This is a genomic window from Pseudomonas fluorescens, from assembly GCF_900636825.1.
GTDB classification, from domain to species: domain Bacteria; phylum Pseudomonadota; class Gammaproteobacteria; order Pseudomonadales; family Pseudomonadaceae; genus Aquipseudomonas; species Aquipseudomonas fluorescens_BG.
The window spans coordinates 2656112-2673138 of sequence record NZ_LR134318.1; the positions used below are offsets into that span (position 1 = coordinate 2656112).

Below are 17027 nucleotides of genomic sequence, written 5' to 3' on the forward strand. Positions count from 1 at the left end.
ATACCTCACACAATGCCAGTGGCGTAGAAAGTGCCGATCACCACGAAAACCGCCAGGGTCTTGATCAGCGTAATACAGAAAATATCTTTGTAGGCTTCGCGGTGGGTCAGACCGGTCACCGCCAGCAGCGTAATCACCGCGCCGTTGTGCGGCAGGGTGTCCATGCCGCCACTGGCCATCGCGGCCACGCGGTGCAGCACTTCCAAAGGAATATTGGCGGCGTGAGCAGCGGCGATGAATTGTTCGGACATGGCCGCCAGCGCGATGCTCATACCGCCCGAAGCAGACCCGGTGATACCTGCCAGCAGGGTGACGGTGATGGCCTCGTTGACCAGCGGATTGGGGATCTGCTTGAGCCAGTCGGCCAGCACCAGAAACCCCGGCAGCGAGGCGATCACTGCACCGAAACCGTATTCCGACGCGGTGTTCATCGCCGCCAGCAGTGCGCCGCTGACTGCGCTTTTACTGCCCTCGGCAAGCTTGCTGCGAATCGCCTGAAAGCCGAACGCCAGCACCATCAGAATGCCCACCAGCAACGCCGCCTGCACCGCCCAGATCGCCGTGAGTTTGGCGATTTCGGTAGTGACCGGCGCGGTCATGCCCGGCAGCGCGAGGCTATGGGTTTTGCCATACCACTGTGGAATCCACTGGGTGAACAGCAGGTTCATGATGCCCACCGCCAGCAGCGGCGACAGTGCAAGCCACGGGTTCGGCAGTTGCAGGTCTTCCGCGGTTTCCGGTTCGTTGCGCAGCTCGGTGCCATAACCTTCGCCGGCACGTTGCGCCTTGTTGCGCTGGCGCTGCAAAAACAGCATGCCGGCGCAAAACACGAAAATCGTGCCAATCACGCCCAGCCACGGCGCCGCCCATGCGGTGGTGTTGAAGAAGGTGCTGGGGATGATGTTCTGAATTTGCGGAGTGCCGGGCAGCGCGTCCATGGTGAACGAAAATGCCCCGAGGGCGATAGTCGCCGGGATCAGCCGTTTGGGAATATTGCTCTGGCGGAACATTTCGGCGGCAAACGGATACACCGCAAACACCACCACGAACAGCGATACGCCGCCATACGTGAGCAGGGCGCAGACCAGCACGATGACCAGCATTGCCTGTCTGGTGCCGAGCAGCCGAATCGCCGCCGCGACGATGGAACGCGAAAAACCCGACAACTCAATCAATTTGCCGAACACGGCGCCGAGCAGAAACACTGGAAAATACAGTTTGATGAACCCGACCATCTTCTCCATGAACACACCGGTAAAGGCGGGCGCGACGGCGGAAGGATCAGTGAGCAACACCGCACCAAGGGCGGCGATCGGGGCGAAGAGGATGACGCTGTAGCCACGGTAGGCGGCGAGCATCAGCAGCGCGAGGGCTGCCCAGGCAATGATCACACTCATGGTGTGTCTCTCCAGAATTGTTATTTTTGTGGGTGAAACGGGTGTGAAGAGCGGATAGCCAGAACTGTGCCAACGAGCTAAGTCGTTGAAATCCATGGTTTCTTCAGATTTTTTGAGGGTGCGACGAGTGATTCTGTCTCTTTCTGGAGACTAAAAAGATCGCAGCCTTCGGCAGCTCCTACACGGAAATTTCGCGTATCCCCTGTAGGAGCTGCCGAAGGCTGCGATCTTTTGATCTTTCCATAAACCGAGACACGCGTCTCTTAAAGGAGACTCAAGCAATCCCCAACGCCAGCATTTTCTTGTACAACGTCGACCGTCCCAACCCCAACCGAGCCGCTGCCGCAGGCACATTCCCCGCGCATTGCGCTAGCGTGGCCTGAATCAACTGCCGATCAAACCGTTCACGCGCCTGCGCAAAGGTCTCTGTTGTCGCCGTGACATTGAGCGCCGGCAAGGCGCGTTCCACCGGGGTAACCGTGCCAATCGCTGCGCGGATGTCGCTCTCCGTCAGCATCAGGTCATCACTCAACAGCGCCGCCCGTTCCAGCACATTGCGCAGTTCGCGAATGTTGCCCGGCCAGGCATGCTGGCCGAGCAGCGCCAACGCGTCACGGTGCAATTCATGCTGACTGCGCAGCTCTTCGAGGATGGCCTCGCTGAGTGCCGGCAAGTCATCGAGACGTTCACGCAACGGCGGCACCTGGATCGGCAACACGTTAAGGCGGTAATACAAGTCTGCGCGGAACTCGCCGCGCTTGATCGCCGCTTGCAGATCTGTCGATGTCGCGGCGATCACGCGCACGTCACTCTGGATCACTTCGTTGGAGCCTACGGGTTCGAATTCCTTTTCCTGCAGCACCCGAAGCAATTTGCTTTGCAGCGGCAGCGGCATGTCGCCGATCTCGTCGAGAAACAGCGTGCCACCCTGAGCTATTTGCAGTTTGCCGGTGCGACCCTTGCGATCGGCGCCGGTGAACGCCCCGGGCGCGGTGCCGAAAAATTCCGCTTCCAGCAACGCTTCGGGAATCGCCGCGCTGTTGATACTGACAAATGCTTTGTGCGCCCGTGGCGAGGCACTGTGGATGGCCTGCGCAAGCAATTCCTTGCCGGTGCCGGTTTCGCCAAGCAGCAACACCGGCGACTCGGCGCTGGCACTGCGCCGCGCCCGACGTTTGACTTCGAGGCTGGCGGCGCTCGTGCCGATGAAATGGGCGAAATTGTATTTGGTCTGCCGCGCCCGCAACAGCGAGCGGGTCGAGGCCAGTTCTTCCTGCATGCTCAAGTAGCGCTTGAGCATCGGCGACAGCGTGCGCAGCTCATCGAACAGCGCAAACCCGATGGCGCCGATCACCATCCCGGCGTCGTCATGGATCGGCAGGCGCATCACCACCAACGGCTCTTTGGGCGTGTCCTGCATGTCCAGCAGAATCGGGCGCCCGGTGCGCACCACCTCGCGCAACAGACTGCCGGGGATCACGCTTTCGCACGGCTTGCCGATCGCCCCTGCGGCGGACTCAAGGCCAAAGCGCCGCGCATAGCGCTCATTCATCCAGACAATATTGGCATCACGATCAACGATCACCGTGCCTTCACTGGACTGCTCGATGATTTCGAACAGCGAGCGGATCGCCAGGGTGCGGACCCGTTGATAGTCCTTGAGGCTTTCGGTGGTGTTCATCGTGCTTCCTGGATGAGTGAGCCCTATCGGCAACCTTCGGATGCCGCCGACATTATGCCGATGGATCACCGGATCATCATCTCGCATAGCTGGCAGATTGATCGGAGCGCCTAGGCAAGTCGTGCTGACCGTTCATCGGGAATGCACCGCTACCTGTAATTTCTGACAGTTGTGCGCTACCGATTGCCGTCGCCAAATAACAACACCACCGCGCAGAAGAAAATTTTGGTTCGGCGCTCCAGCGTCTCGAGGAAAACTCCATGAGCAAGGAAGAAGTTCTACCGGAAGAGGTCTCCGCGCAGGCTGCAAATGTTTTGGCACTGTCGCCGTTGTTCATTCCAGGCCAAATCCCGCACATCCATGATGCGGATGGAACCCCTAACGAAAACCGGTACGGCATCAACCGCAGCATGTGCGCCTCCAACGCAAAGGGGCTGCTGGTGAACGTGTTGCCCTACACGAACGCGGAAGAGGGCGACAACATCCGTATTTTCAGCAGCCTGGATCCGATCGAATTACTGTCATTCAACTTGGCGGCGGGGCAGGAGAATGAAACGTCCCATGTTTTTCTACCGGGGCATTTGCTCAAACCGGGCTTTCAGACATTGCATTATGAAGTCATGCGCAATAGCCAGAACATAGGCAATGCGCCACCGCTGGAAGTGCTGATCCGGTTCATGATACCGGGTGGGACAGACCCTGAGCCGGATCGCCCCGGGCACTATCGGTTACTGGCTCCGCGGCTGCTGAATGTGCCGGCGGGAGGGATTACCCGGGCGCTGGCAGAGTCCACGGAAGGCGTGCAGTTCGCGATTGCCGCATACCCGAACATGCGCCAATTCGATACGGTGATTTTAAGCTTTGGCGGAGAGAGCTTCGAACATACGGTGACATTTGAGCAGGTCGGCAAGGAAATCCAGGGCAAGATCCCGCTGGACGTCATCCTCAAAGCCGGCAACGGTGACCAGGTTTTCATCTATCGCCCATTCGACGAAGCTCATAATCGCGCCAGTGACTGGTCGTTGCGCAAAACCGTTTACAGCGAAGTCACCCCGGATCTGTTGCGCCCGGTGATTCTCGAGGGTGTTCAGGTCGACGCGGATACCGGCGAGCTGTTCTACGATCTCGCCACGCTGGGCAATGGGAACATTCAGGCTGATGTTGTCACGCGTCCGGTAACCTTCGTCATCGGCGATAGCGTCAGGCTGTGGGTATCGACAATCAAGAGCGGTGTCGAATCGCAGGTGTTCAGCGAAACCAAAAAGGTCACCAAAATCGATGGCACCGTGCGCTTTTTCGTCCCAAATGTCACGGTGGTGCAACTGGCTCGCGAGCATATTTATTTCCGCTACGAACTGACCAGCGATGACACCGGTACTACGCGGCAGTCCAGTCGTACGACCGTGTGGCTCATGGGCAGTGCAGTGAATTTGCCGGCACCGAAAATTCTGCCGATCAACGGCGTTATCGTCGATCCCGGCAAAGCCGCTACCGGCATCGTTTCACCCAATGCCGCGATTTCGGCGCAAGCGTGGGTGCACTTTTACGCGCAAGGTACTGCGCCGGGGGGTGTGGAGCATCTGTACGACAGCGGTCGGCGGATCAGCAGTTCGCTGGCGGCCCGCGATATGACCTTTCCATTGTCGGCGACCTATCTGACGAAAATCGATGGCGGGCCGCTTGAATTGTATTACAAGGTCGGCACCAGCAAGGACGATCCGCTCGCAGCACAATCCTTGAGCCACTCGGTAAGGGTAGGAGAGCCCAAGCCAGATTTGCAGGCCGTTATCGTGGTGGACGCGATCGACGGTGTGCTGGATCCCGAGCTGTTACCGCCCTTCGCGGATGCCGAGGTACAGGTTCCGCCGTTCAAGGATATGAAAGGGCAGACGGTTTATCTTTGGTATCAGTCCGACTCGCCGCTGGATCCGCAGCGTTACGACGATTCGGTAGACATTGATGATCGCGATCTCGACATTCCGGTTTCGTTTTTCCTGTCGCAGGATTTTCTCAAGGAACACGTGGGTTACAACCTGACCATCGGCTATTCGGTGGAGGCTACGGACGGCACTGGCACTGAACGTTTCGGTGCCAGCGCGCAAGTGGCTATCGGCGCAAGCGCGAAGCAGCCGCTGCCACTGCCTAAAGTGCTCGAGGCTAATGACGCCGGTGTCTTGAACCCGGCGGATACGGCCGTGCGAGGCGCTTCAGTGGTGATTGACGGCGCCGATCTCAAGTTCGGCGATTTCATCAAGTTCCGATGGGACGGGGATGCGCAGGCGGGCGATTACGCGTGGGACGAGCCAATTTCCTTGAATGGCGAGGGCAAGCCGTTCACGCACCAGGTTCCTCATCGTTATGTGCTGGCGAATCAGGATTCAGGCATCAGGGTGTCTTACTCCGTGGAGCGCGATGCCGGCGGCGAGCAGCCGTCTGAAGTCTTGTTGTTAAGTGTGCAGCGAGCAGTGTTGCCGTTGCCTGCAATCAGCGAGGCTACAGGGCCCAATCGCGACCAGATCAACCCCGACGATGTGCCGGCCGATGGCGCCAGCGCCCGCATTGGCGTGACGGCGCAACTCAAGCAGGGGGACACCATTACGCTCATGCCCAGCGGTGCGGCTCCGATCGTCAGGACGGTGCTGCAGACGGAGGAGGGTCGAGAGCTGGTCATGCGCATTCCACGTATCGTCATCGACCAGAACAACGGCGGCAGTTTCACCTTGGGCTACACGATTCGCCGCAAAGCAGGCGGCGCGGACGAACCTTCAGACTTCAAGACTTTCGATGTCCGTCGTGTGATTGGTTCCGGAAAATTGAAGGTCATGGGCGCTCGGCATAACTCCAATACCTATCGATCGTCCAGCGCACCGTGTCTGATCTGGGCACTCAATGCGCAGACGCTGCAGCCAATGTTGTCGGAGTGGCGTTATGTGGGTGATGCAGCATGGACCGCCGCTGCACAGTTTATTGATACGGATGCTTTGCGTGCACTGCAAGTGCGTTCGGCGACTGACCAAGTCACACTCAACGCGGTGAATATATGTGGCAATGGCGTCGATGGAAATCTTAGTGGCGCAGTCGCGGTGGCGTACTTGCGCGATGTACGAATCACGAACGGAGCAGTAGGAGGGCGCGATGTTTTCGCTAACGGCCATCCCTCTTATGGTGGCGTTGTCCCGCCGGTGTATTTGATTCAGGAAAACCTGCAGGGCGTTTTCTCCAGTGGTGGTGCTTTTGTTGCTCTGACATAAGACGGGTCAGTTCTACCTTGGGGGGACGCAGCAAATGGCGGCAGTCTGGGTAACGTAAGCGCAGCCGGGTTCAAGACGATAGCCTGTAACAGCAACGCGTTTGCGGGGCTGGATGCAGCCGGTAACGTCCGTAGCTGGGGCAATGCTGCGCATGGCGGAACATTGCCAGTAGCAGGCCTTGGCAACATAAAACGACTGTTCAATGGTGGACTCGCATTCGCTGCCGAGCGATCGGATGGAAGTATTACTGCCTGGGGAAACGCTGCCTCCGGCGGCATTGCCAACCCGGTACCCGGCGTCAACAACGTAGACAAAATTATTTGTGCGTACCAGGCATTTGCGGGCATCACCAAGACCAAGCGGCTTTTTGCCTGGGGGAATGGTCCTTACGGCGGCGTTATTCCCGCAGATATCGCCAGTCGAACGGATATCTTGCGACTCTGTTGTGCTAACGCTCGCGCATTTGTGGCGATGACCGCTGCGAAGACTGTCGTGGCTTGGGGGTTTGGCCCCTACGGCGGAGATTTAAATCTGTTCCCCGGAATTTCGACAGTGCGCTTCGTTGACGTCGCTTCCACGTGGCATGCGTTCGCTGGCGTCACCGAAAATCATCGTGTCGCCGCGTGGGGCGCCAAACCTGCAGGTGAAGTACCGCCCGCAATCGCCTCGTTGACCAATGTTATTCAGGTCGTCGGAACGGCTCATGCGTTTGCCGTGCTATGCACTGATGGACGGGTTTTCGCATGGGGGAATCCGGCACTCGGCGGCGACACCTCACTCGTAGCCGGAGAGTTGCACGATGTTGTAGCGCTTTACAGCTGTTCAACCGGCTTCGTGGCCCTGACCTCCGACAAGCGTTGTTTCTCGTGGGGCAATAGCGGCAATCGATTCGACACCAAGAACGTTTCACATATAGACGCATCGGCAACGAACGCGGCAGCCGGTTTTGCCGAGGCCGAGGATGCCGTCATCTCGGGGTAACCCTATTCGAACCTTTGCCTACCCGCCGCCCATAAGGGCGGCTGGTGCCCGACCGACTCTGAGGTGACTGAAATGCTCGAAGAAAATACTGGCGTGTTGGCAACCCTGCCTGCGCCGACAGTTGATGGCGCAATCGATGGCACGCTTGATCCGCAAGCATTGAACGAGAAAACCAACGTGCGGATGCCTGCGTATCCGGGCATGAAAACCCCTGATGTGATCAGTTTATGCCTGTCTGCGCCGGGTGCGCCGGCAACGGTGGTCGACAAAGTCAAAATCAGAGCCAGCCAGGGCGAAAGCGCGCCGTATATTTCCGTCGACGCGAGTCGGTTCGCGGCATTCTTGGGGAATGTGATCGAGTTGAGTTACCAGGTGTTTTTTGGTGACCAGCAACTGCACACATCTCAATCCCTGCGCCTCGAAATCAAGGCCGGTTTCGAAGGCGAGCAAACGCTCGATCTGAGTTCGTTCGATTACGTGCTCGTCACCGGCAAACCGCCACACAATCCCCCTGCTTTCAGCCGCTTCACGCGCGAGGCGACGTGGGGCGTCGCGCCGTATACGTATGCCAGCAGCGATGCCACGGTAGCCGTTGTCGATCAGCAGGCTGAAGTGACAGTCGCCGGTAATGGGACGTGCCAGATCAGCGCCACGGACAGCGTCGGCCAGTCGCAGAAATATCAACTGACAATCAGTGGTATCGGCCAATTGAGTTTCCTCACGGCCACCGCCAACTGGGCGGGTATGCGCGATGCTTGCGCGGTGGCCGGATTGCAGCCGGCCACGTTAGCGCAGATGCGTCAGTTGTTGAAGATCTACGACAACCATGCCGGATCGTTGACCGATTACCTCGGACGTTTGCCGTACCCGTTCTGGAGCGGAGAACTCAACGGCGCCAATACCGCGTGGATCGTCGACCTGGATAAACCGGGAAACGATCCGCTGGATCCTAATCCCACCTCGGCCGACCTGAACGAGTTACATCAGGTGCTGGGTGTTTCGATGAGTTGAGTCTGCGCGTGACTTAACGCCGGGAGGGATTCCATGAACGTCCATCGTTTGCTGGTCAACAGCACGCTATTGCTTTGCCTGCTGTTTGGCGAATTGGCCGGAGCTGTCAGCGGCCCCGAAGTCGCGCAAGTCCTTAATAGTCGTTACGCGATCGACCGGCCATCATGCCCGGGCGATACCGATGCTTATCATTGCAGTGGTGTGCTGGTGCGGGGATCGCAGGTCGCTGTCGGGCGTGCGTTCTGGATGCTGAGCCCTGAAGCAGTCGGCTCGGGCTACGAACGTTTCGCCTATTTGCGCAAAGATATTCCTCGAGATTCTTCGTTGTTGCAGAACGGCTTTGTGTTCACCGACAAATTCACGGCGCTGGGATTGGGCAAGACGTTGGAGGTGTCGCCGTCCGACCCGAACGCAGAGGTGCGGGTCAAAAACTGGAATGAACAGGCGCCGCAGCACATCCCGGTCGAAGGATTGTTTTACGACCGCAACTGGCCGACCGGGCTGTTAGCCGCCCAGCGCGATCAGCGCGACTACTTTCTGGCCACCGGGCTGTGGTTGCCAATCCTGCGATTGGATTTGCGCGATGCAGCGCAGCAGATCTTCGGCTTCAACCAACAGGATCAGTTATATGGCGGTTATCAGGTCGCAGCGCGGCTGAACGCCAGGTTCCGGGACACCGCGGTTGCCTGCCGCGACGGGCGTGCGGCGTTCCATTGCAATGGCGTGTTGCTACGCGGCACTGCGGCATCGACGCAGTTTCATGCGTGGAACCCCAGCCCTAACTCAGTGGGCCGCAACGGAGTGTCTTTCTCTTGGGCCAGAGCTGATGTCGGCATGACCCAAATAGCGGGCAATCAGGGCCTGATCTTCAAGGAGTCTGCGGCCCCGACGCCTTACAACGCGGCTTGGCGCTGTATTTATCCGACCAATGCCGGCACCAGCGGCATCCCCAACAGTTGTCGCACTTACTGCGATGCACTGGGTGTGACCACTGTGGCCGCGTATCGAGCACAAGGCGGCACATGTTCGTTCAATGTCACGCCGCCTCAGGTGCAACTGAGTATTGATGTACGAAATCGCAATCCGGCGTGGAACGAAGTGATCGTCGCCGCCTGGCCGCAAAACATCCCCCAGCAGTTGCCGCTCGAAGCGATTTTCGTCGTAGCCGGTACTGCGGGCCTGAAGGATGCCCAGTTCATTCAGCGTGATTTCTTTCAACAGACGACGCGCACGGTGCCCGTCGTCCGCATTGCGCTTAATGCGGCCAATGGCTTGCCGTTCACTTACGAGCCTTTGGATCAGGGTGTGCAGTAGTCGGTTTGCGAATCTTTCAGGGAGGAAGTGCCATGAGTCGCCGGAGAGGGGTTGCCTTGCTGCTTATGTCGGTGTTTGGGTTCGTCGTGCACAGTGCGCAGGCGATCACCGGGCCGGAGACAGCTCAGGTGCTTAACGCCCGTTATCAACTAAAAGCGGATAGCTGTGCGGGCGGTACGGCGGTTTATTTCTGCAGTGGTGTATTGCTGCGCCGCTCACGGAATCCGGTGAACTTGCCGTTCTGGATGCTCAGTGCTGAAGCGGTGGCCTCCGGTGCCGAACGATTTGATTTTTGGCGAGAAGATCGGCCTCCTGTGGACAGGAATGTTGCCAATGGTTTTGTGCTGTCAGATGTATTCACCGCTATTGGTGTCAATAAATCTTTGGACGTCAGTGCTGCTGTTCCAGATGCACAGGCGTTGGTGAAAAACTGGGACGATACGGCCCCTACGAAAATCCCCTTGGAAGCCCTGTTTTACAACGTGACCGTGAAGGGTGCGTTGCGTCGCGCTCTTAAGGATCAATTGACGTACTTTCAGGCCACTGGGGAATGGTTGCCGATCCTGCGATTGCAGGCCGCTGAGACACAGCAGAATCCGTTCGGCTTCAACCAGGCCGATCAACTCTACGTCGGCTACCAGGTCGCCGCCCGGCTGGAGGCCCGATATGCCGATACCGCCCCGGCGTGCAGAGACGGGCGCGCGGCGTTTTATTGCAACGGGGTGCTGATTCGCACGACGGATCAGTCCACGGCGTTTCATTCATGGAATCCGAGCCCGGGATCTGTGCGAGGCAATGGCGCTTCGTTCAGCTACCTGCGAGCCGACGCGGGTGTAATCAGGTTTTATAAATCCCAAGGGTTTGTCGTCCGAGAGCAAGCCGCGCCCGCCGGCAACCCCATGACCTTGCGCTGCGCCTATCCCTACGATGCTGGCACCGGCGGGAGCGCCGATGTTTGCAGAACACACGGCGGACTGTGCAGTGAGGTGGGGGTCAACAGCATTGATGCCTGGGTTTCGCGATACGGCGGACAGGTCAACCGCTCGTGCGCGTTTACCACTGATCCGCAGCAATTTCAGCTGAGTATCGACGTGCGCAAGAATCGCGGCGATTCTCTTGGCTGGAACGAGTTCATGGTTGCGGCATGGCCACAGGACAATCCGGCCCAGTTACCCATCGAGGCGTTTTTCTACAATACCCAAGCCCTCCTTCCGAGTAATGGTTTGCCAGGTGCCCAGTACGATCAGAAGGATTTCTTTCAGGAAACCGGTCGTAACGTGCCGATTTTGCGTATTACGCTCGGTGCTGGTGCCGGCGGGATTTTCGTCTTCAATCCTCTGGAACAGGGTTTGTAAGCGTTCATTCAGGATGCGCCGCCGCCAACAGCTCTTGGGTGTACGGATGCTGCGGGGAGTCAAAGACGTCATGACTGGCGCCGCGCTCGACCACTTTGCCGTCCTTGATCACGATCATGTCATGGGCGAGAGCGCGGACCACGGCCAGGTCATGGCTGATGAACAAATAGGTCAGGCCGTGTTTTTCCTGCAGGTCGCGGAGCAGGGCGACCACTTGTTTCTGTACCGTGCGGTCCAGTGCCGACGTTGGTTCATCGAGCAGAATCAGGGCGGGTTTGAGCACCAGTGCGCGGGCGATGGCGATGCGTTGGCGCTGGCCACCGGAGAATTCGTGGGGATAGCGATGACGGCTTTCCGGATCGAGGCCGACTTCCTTGAGAACGCGGATCACCTGCTGATCACACTCATTGGCGGTCGATTCGCTATGGACTTCCAGACCTTCACTGATGATCTGCGCCACTGACATGCGTGGGCTGAGGCTACCGAACGGGTCCTGAAACACCACTTGCATCTGCCGCCGCCACGGGCGCAGCTGTTTCTGGTTGAGGCCGTCGAGCGCTTCGCCCTGAAAGCGAATGCTGCCTTCGGAGTCGATCAGCCGCAGGATTGCCTGGCCCAGCGTCGATTTGCCCGAGCCGGATTCGCCGACGATGCCCAGCGTCTTGCCGCGCTGGATGCTCAGACTGATACCGTCGACTGCGCGCAGGTACTGCTTGCGTTGAAACAGTCCGCCGCCAACAACGAACTCGACCCGCAGATCCTCGACTTCCAGCACGTTTTCGCGCTCATCTCGAGGCAGGGCTTCGCCTTCCGGCTCGGCATTAAGCAATACACAGCTATAGGGATGTTTGGGTTCGGTGAACAGCGTTTCGCACGGTGCCTGTTCGACGATCTCCCCGGCCTTCATCACGCACACGCGCTGAGCAATGCTGCGCACCAGATTGAGATCGTGGCTGATCAGCAACAACGACATGCCGAGCCGCTGCTGCAGGGACTTGAGCAGCAGCAGAATCTTGCGCTGCACGGTGACATCGAGCGCGGTAGTCGGCTCGTCGGCGATCAGCAGTTCCGGCTCGCAGGCCAGCGCCATGGCAATCATCACACGTTGGCGTTGGCCACCCGATAACTGATGCGGGTAAGCCTTGAGGCGCTCCTTGGGTTTCTGAATGCCGACCAGACCGAGCAGTTCGAGGATCCGATGCTGCGCCGCTTTACCGCCGAGACCACGGTGCAACAACAGCGTTTCGCCAATCTGCTTTTCAATGGTGTGCAGCGGATTGAGCGAGGTCATCGGCTCCTGAAAGATCATCGCGATACGGTTGCCGCGTAACTCGCGCAGGACCTTGGGGTCCGAGCCCACCAGTTCCTTGCCGCGATAGCGAATGCTGCCGGTAGTCTGTGCATCGGTTTCGGGCAACAGTTGCAGGATCGAGTGCGCCGTCACCGATTTGCCCGAGCCCGATTCACCGACCAGTGCCAGACATTCGCCGGGGCGAATATCCAGGCAAAGTTCCCGCACCACGCGCTGGCCATTAAAGGCGACATTGAGGTTACGGATTTCGATCAGGTTGTCAGTCATGGTCACGCTTCAGGATCGTGGGTCGAACGCGTCACGCAACGCTTCGCCGATGAAAACCAATAAAGAGAGGATCAGCGCCAGCGTAAAAAACGCTGTCAGCCCGAGCCACGGCGCTTGCAGGTTTTGCTTGCCCTGTCCGATCAGTTCGCCGAGCGAAGCGCTGCCGGCAGGCATGCCGAAGCCGAGGAAGTCCAGCGCCGTCAGCGTGGAAATCGCCCCGGTCAAAATGAACGGCAGGTAGCTCAACGTCGCATTCATGGCGTTGGGCAGAATGTGCCGGATGATGACCTTGCGATCAGTCAGGCCCAATGCCCGGGCGGCTTTGACGTATTCCAGATTGCGCCCGCGCAGGAATTCGGCACGCACCACGTCGACCAGCGCCAGCCAGGAAAACAGCGCCATGATGCCCAGCAGCCACCAGAAATTCGGCTCAACAAAACCGGACAGGATGATCAGCAGGTACAGCACCGGCAACCCCGACCAGACTTCCAGCAGTCGTTGCCCGAGCAGATCGACCCAGCCGCCGTAATAGCCCTGCAATGCGCCGGCCGCGATGCCGATCAGCGCACTGACAAAGGTCAGCATCAACGCAAAGAGGATTGACACCCGAGCACCGAAAATCACCCGCGCGAGCACGTCGCGCGCCTGGTCGTCCGTCCCCAGCCAGTTCACCGACGTCGGCGGGCTCGGCGCGGGTTTGTTGAGGTCGTAATTGGGCGTGTCGTCACTGAACGGAATCGGTGGAAACAGTATCCACCCGCCGTCCTTGCGGATCAGCTTCTGCACATAGTCGCTGCGATAATCGGCCTGAAACGGCAGTTGCCCGCCAAATTCCTGCTCGGTGTGGCGCTTGAATACGGGGAAGTACCATTGGCCCTGGTAACTGACCATCAGCGGCTTGTCATTGGCAATCAACTCGCCGCCCAGCGTCAGCATGAACAGACCGATGAACAGCCACAGCGACCACCAGCCCCGACGGTTTTTCCTGAAACGTTCAAAGCGGCGACGGCCCAAAGGCGAGAGCTTGAACATCAGGCATTCCTCGCGGCGAAGTCGATGCGCGGATCGACCAGCGTGTAGCACAGGTCACCGATGAGTTTTATCAGGAGTCCGAACAAGGTGAAGATGAACAGCGAACCGAAAACCACCGGGTAATCTCTGGAAACAGCCGCTTCGTAACTCATGCGTCCGAGACCGTCGAGGGAGAAAATCACCTCGATCAGTAATGAACCGGCAAAAAATACGCTGATAAACGCTTGGGGAATGCCCGATACCACCAGCAGCATCGCGTTGCGGAACACGTGGCCGTACAACACGCGACGTTCGCTCAGACCTTTCGCCCGAGCGGTGACCACATACTGTCGGGTGATTTCATTGAGAAACGAGTTTTTCGTCAGAATCGTCAGCGTCGCGAAGCCGCCAATCACCAGTGCGGTAACAGGCAATACCAAGTGCCAGAAATAATCGGCGATCTTGCCCAGCGTCGACAGCGATTCGAAGTTGTCCGACACCAGGCCCCGCACCGGGAACCAGTTCAATGAGGTGCCGCCGGCAAACACGACGATCAGGAACATCGCAAAGAGGAAGGCCGGCATGGCATAACCGATGATGATTGCAGTGCTGCTCCAAATATCGAAATGACTCCCATGGTGAACGGCTTTGCGGATGCCCAGCGGAATCGATACCAGATACGTGATCAGCGTCGCCCACAAGCCGAGGGAAATCGTCACCGGCATTTTGTCCAGGATCAGATTGGTGACCGTGGCGCCGCGAAAGAAACTCTTGCCGAAATCCAGCTGCGCGTAGTTCTTGAGCATCAGCCATAGGCGCTCATGGGCGGGCTTGTCGAAACCGTATTGTTTTTCGATGTCCTTGATCAATTGCGGATCTAGGCCACGGCTGGCGCGCGAGGCGTTGCCGGATGTCTCGCTGGCGCCGCCGCCGACACCGGCCCCGCCGATACCTTGCAGGTGAGCAATGGCCTGCTCGACCGGGCCGCCGGGCGCGGCCTGAATGATCACGAAATTGACCAGCAGAATGATCACCAGCGTCGGGATGATCAGTAACAGACGCCGCAATATGTAAGCCCACATCAGTGCGGCCCTCCGGGTCTGCCACGGCTTATTTTTTCGGCCGTCATCTGCTGGTTGGTCAGCGCTGTGCTGCTGATTTCCCACCAGCTTTCGATGGCTTCGTCATTGCTCGCTTGAACCGACGGTATGCCGAACCGATTCCACCACACAGTGGAGGTGCCCGGCGGGTAGTAGTTGGGAATCCAGTAATAATTCCATTGCAGCACCCGATCAAGTGCATGGGCGTAGCGCAGCATGTCCGATTGCGTGGAAGCGCGAATCAGGCCGTTGATCAAGGTGTCGACGGCCGGATTTTTCAGCACCATATAGTTGTTGGCGCCAGGGTCGTTGGCGGACGCGGAGCCGAAGTAATTCAACAATTCGCCACCCGGAGACGTGGTGACCGGGTAGCCAGTGACGATCATGTCGTAGTCGCGGCTCATCAGGCGATTGACGTATTGCGAGGAATCGATGCGGCGGATATTAAGCTCAATACCGATCTGCTTCAGCGTGCGTTTATATGGCAACAGCAGGCGATCCATGCCGTTCTGGCTGACCAGGAAAGTGAAGCTCAGCGGCTCACCGTCAGCATTCACCAATTGATCGCCATCAGGTTTCCAGCCGGCCTGCTCGAGCAATTCGAGGGCTTGCAGCTGCTTGTCACGGATGATCCCGCTGCCATCGGTTTTGGGCGCTTCGAAGACTTTGCTGAAGACTTCCTCAGGTATTTGCCCGCGCAGCGGTTCGAGGATCTTCAGCTCTTGCGCATCAGGCAACTGACGGGCGGCGAGCTCAGTGTTGGAGAAGTAGCTCTGCTGGCGGATGTACAAGTTGCGCATCATCTGCCGGTTGCTCCATTCGAAATCCCAGAGCATGGCCAGGGCCTGCCGTACGCGACGGTCATGGAACATCGGCTTTTGCAGGTTGAACACAAAACCCTGCGCCGACTGCGGGGCTTCGGTTGCCAGATGAGCCTTTTGCAGGCGGCCGTCAGCGAGGGCAGGGCTGTCGTAGCCAATGGAATAACCGGTGGCGGAAAACTCGCGGTTGTAGTCATAGGCACCGCCGCGCAGCACCTGACGCGCCACATCGGTATCGCCGAAGTATTCGATGCTGAAATGATCGAAATTGTACAGCCCGCGACTCACCGGCAAGTCTTTGCCCCACCAATCAGCGTTGCGTTCGAACGTGATGCTGCGCCCCGAGTCGACTTTGCCGACGCGGTACGGGCCGCTTCCGAGTGGCGGTTCGTAACCGCCGCCGCCAGCGAAGTCACGGCTCTTCCACCAGTGCTCGGGAAACACCGGAAGGGTCGCGATGTCCAGCGGCAGCGTGCGGTTCTCGTTGCTCTTGAAGTCGAAACGTACGGTCAGCGGCGCTTCAACCTCAACGCCTTTGACGTCGGCAAACTGGCTGCGATAACGCAGACTGCCTTGGGTCATCAGCAAATCGTAGGTGTAACGAACGTCTTCGGCGGTGATGGGCTTGCCGTCGGCGAAGCGTGCCTTGGGATTGATAAAAAAGCGCAGGGACAAACCGTCAGCGGAGCGCTCCATTTTTTCAGCTACCAGGCCGTAGACGGTGTAGGGCTCATCGAGCGAGCGCTGGGCCAGCGGCGAATACAGCAGACCGTCGATCTGCGTGACCCCGATGCCTTTGTCTATATAAGGAAGAATGTGGTCGAAGTGGCCGATTTCGATGGCCGAGCGGCGCATCGTTCCGCCCTTCGGTGCCTGCGCATTGGTGTAGTCGAAGTGGCTGAAGCCGGCCGCATATTTCGCGGGCTCGCCGTAGACGGTCAACGCATGTTGCGGTGCAGCGCTCACGCTGGCGGCGCCCGAAAGCAACGCAAGGGCGGTGATTAGCAATGTGGGGAAAGCCAGTCGCATTGTCAGCCTTGGAACCGGAAAATCGATAAGCGCAATTTGTACGCGAGAGGCGCGTCAGCCGCCAGCCGTATATGTAACTGAAACACAACGGCCCACCATAAGGCGGGCCGTTGATGAGCGATCAGGCGACGAATCAGTCCTGACGGCTGGTGACTTCCAGCAGGTGATAACCGAACTGAGTCTTCACCGGGCCTTGCACGACATTGATCGGCGCGCTGAACACTACGGTGTCGAATTCCTTGACCATCTGGCCAGGACCAAACGAGCCCAGATCGCCGCCCTGACGGCTGGATGGGCAAGTGGAGTTGGCCTTGGCGACTTCGGCGAAATCAGCGCCGCCTTCAATTTGGGCCTTGAGTTCGTTGCACTTGTCTTCGCTCGAAACCAGGATGTGGCGGGCAGTGGCTTTAGCCATGGGGAAAATCTCCGATCTATTTCAATAAAGTGTGGAGCGTACCGGAATCAGTGGGCGAATTCTCGGCAAAGTTCCATCGGGG

At 58.5% G+C, this 17027-nt stretch carries 12 protein-coding genes; 5 read left to right on the plus strand and 7 right to left on the minus strand.

The window, feature by feature from the left end; translation table 11 throughout:
• Positions 1-5: 5 nt before the first annotated feature.
• Together EL257_RS11985 and EL257_RS11990 are read right to left on the minus strand one after the other, a co-directional pair.
• Positions 6-1397 carry a GntP family permease gene (locus EL257_RS11985; protein WP_126362799.1) on the minus strand — a complete coding sequence of 464 codons (1392 nt, stop codon included), beginning with the start codon at positions 1395-1397 and terminating at the stop codon, positions 6-8.
• Between the two features lie 274 nt (positions 1398-1671).
• Positions 1672-3078 carry a sigma-54 interaction domain-containing protein gene (locus tag EL257_RS11990; protein ID WP_126362801.1) on the minus strand — a complete coding sequence of 469 codons (1407 nt, stop codon included), beginning with the start codon at positions 3076-3078 and terminating at the stop codon, positions 1672-1674.
• Positions 3079-3338: 260 nt separating this feature from the next.
• Between EL257_RS11990 and EL257_RS11995 the strand changes: the two genes are divergently transcribed.
• From EL257_RS11995 to EL257_RS12015, 5 genes are all read left to right on the plus strand, one after another.
• Positions 3339-6329, plus strand: a complete 2991-nt coding sequence (locus EL257_RS11995) for a hypothetical protein (RefSeq protein ID WP_126362803.1) — start codon at positions 3339-3341, stop codon at positions 6327-6329.
• Between the two features lie 162 nt (positions 6330-6491).
• Entirely contained in the window at positions 6492-7310 is an 819-nt protein-coding gene (locus EL257_RS12000; protein WP_126362805.1) for a hypothetical protein, read from the plus strand.
• A 72-nt stretch (positions 7311-7382) separates the two neighbouring features.
• Positions 7383-8321, plus strand: a complete 939-nt coding sequence (locus tag EL257_RS12005; protein ID WP_126362807.1) for a hypothetical protein — start codon at positions 7383-7385, stop codon at positions 8319-8321.
• 33 nt (positions 8322-8354) lie between these two features.
• Positions 8355-9635, plus strand: coding sequence for a hypothetical protein (locus EL257_RS12010; RefSeq protein WP_126362809.1), 1281 nt, complete (start codon positions 8355-8357; stop codon positions 9633-9635).
• A 32-nt stretch (positions 9636-9667) separates the two neighbouring features.
• Positions 9668-10990, plus strand: coding sequence for a hypothetical protein (locus EL257_RS12015; RefSeq protein ID WP_126362811.1), 1323 nt, complete (start codon positions 9668-9670; stop codon positions 10988-10990).
• Positions 10991-10994: 4 nt separating this feature from the next.
• Here EL257_RS12015 and EL257_RS12020 read toward each other — a convergent pair whose 3' ends face one another.
• From EL257_RS12020 to EL257_RS12040, 5 genes are all read right to left on the minus strand, one after another.
• A complete protein-coding gene (locus EL257_RS12020; RefSeq protein WP_126362813.1) occupies positions 10995-12569 on the minus strand; it encodes an ABC transporter ATP-binding protein in 1575 nt (524 codons plus the stop codon).
• A gap of 9 nt (positions 12570-12578) precedes the next feature.
• Positions 12579-13601 (minus strand): ABC transporter permease, encoded by a 1023-nt coding sequence (locus tag EL257_RS12025; RefSeq protein WP_126362815.1) that lies wholly within the window; start codon positions 13599-13601, stop codon positions 12579-12581.
• Entirely contained in the window at positions 13601-14662 is a 1062-nt protein-coding gene (locus EL257_RS12030) for a microcin C ABC transporter permease YejB (RefSeq protein ID WP_126362817.1), read from the minus strand. Before EL257_RS12030 ends, EL257_RS12025 begins: the two co-directional genes overlap by 1 nt.
• A complete protein-coding gene (locus tag EL257_RS12035) occupies positions 14662-16530 on the minus strand; it encodes an extracellular solute-binding protein (RefSeq protein ID WP_126362819.1) in 1869 nt (622 codons plus the stop codon). The genes EL257_RS12030 and EL257_RS12035 overlap by 1 nt, the downstream gene beginning before the upstream one ends.
• A gap of 133 nt (positions 16531-16663) precedes the next feature.
• On the minus strand, positions 16664-16945 hold the full coding sequence (locus tag EL257_RS12040; protein WP_007912303.1) for a peptidylprolyl isomerase: 282 nt from the start codon (positions 16943-16945) through the stop codon (positions 16664-16666).
• Between the last annotated feature and the right edge of the window lie 82 nt (positions 16946-17027).

What these genes read in the sequence shown, in the direction of transcription:
- EL257_RS11985 (WP_126362799.1), bottom strand. Translation starts at nt 1,397, where the DNA reads ATGAGTGTGATCATTGCCTGGGCAGCCCTCGCGCTGCTGATGCTCGCC.
- EL257_RS11990 (WP_126362801.1), bottom strand. Translation starts at nt 3,078, where the DNA reads ATGAACACCACCGAAAGCCTCAAGGACTATCAACGGGTCCGCACCCTG.
- EL257_RS11995 (WP_126362803.1), top strand. Translation starts at nt 3,339, where the DNA reads ATGAGCAAGGAAGAAGTTCTACCGGAAGAGGTCTCCGCGCAGGCTGCA.
- EL257_RS12005 (WP_126362807.1), top strand. Translation starts at nt 7,383, where the DNA reads ATGCTCGAAGAAAATACTGGCGTGTTGGCAACCCTGCCTGCGCCGACA.
- EL257_RS12010 (WP_126362809.1), top strand. Translation starts at nt 8,355, where the DNA reads ATGAACGTCCATCGTTTGCTGGTCAACAGCACGCTATTGCTTTGCCTG.
- EL257_RS12015 (WP_126362811.1), top strand. Translation starts at nt 9,668, where the DNA reads ATGAGTCGCCGGAGAGGGGTTGCCTTGCTGCTTATGTCGGTGTTTGGG.
- EL257_RS12020 (WP_126362813.1), bottom strand. Translation starts at nt 12,569, where the DNA reads ATGACTGACAACCTGATCGAAATCCGTAACCTCAATGTCGCCTTTAAT.
- EL257_RS12025 (WP_126362815.1), bottom strand. Translation starts at nt 13,601, where the DNA reads ATGTTCAAGCTCTCGCCTTTGGGCCGTCGCCGCTTTGAACGTTTCAGG.
- EL257_RS12030 (WP_126362817.1), bottom strand. Translation starts at nt 14,662, where the DNA reads ATGTGGGCTTACATATTGCGGCGTCTGTTACTGATCATCCCGACGCTG.
- EL257_RS12035 (WP_126362819.1), bottom strand. Translation starts at nt 16,530, where the DNA reads ATGCGACTGGCTTTCCCCACATTGCTAATCACCGCCCTTGCGTTGCTT.
- EL257_RS12040 (WP_007912303.1), bottom strand. Translation starts at nt 16,945, where the DNA reads ATGGCTAAAGCCACTGCCCGCCACATCCTGGTTTCGAGCGAAGACAAG.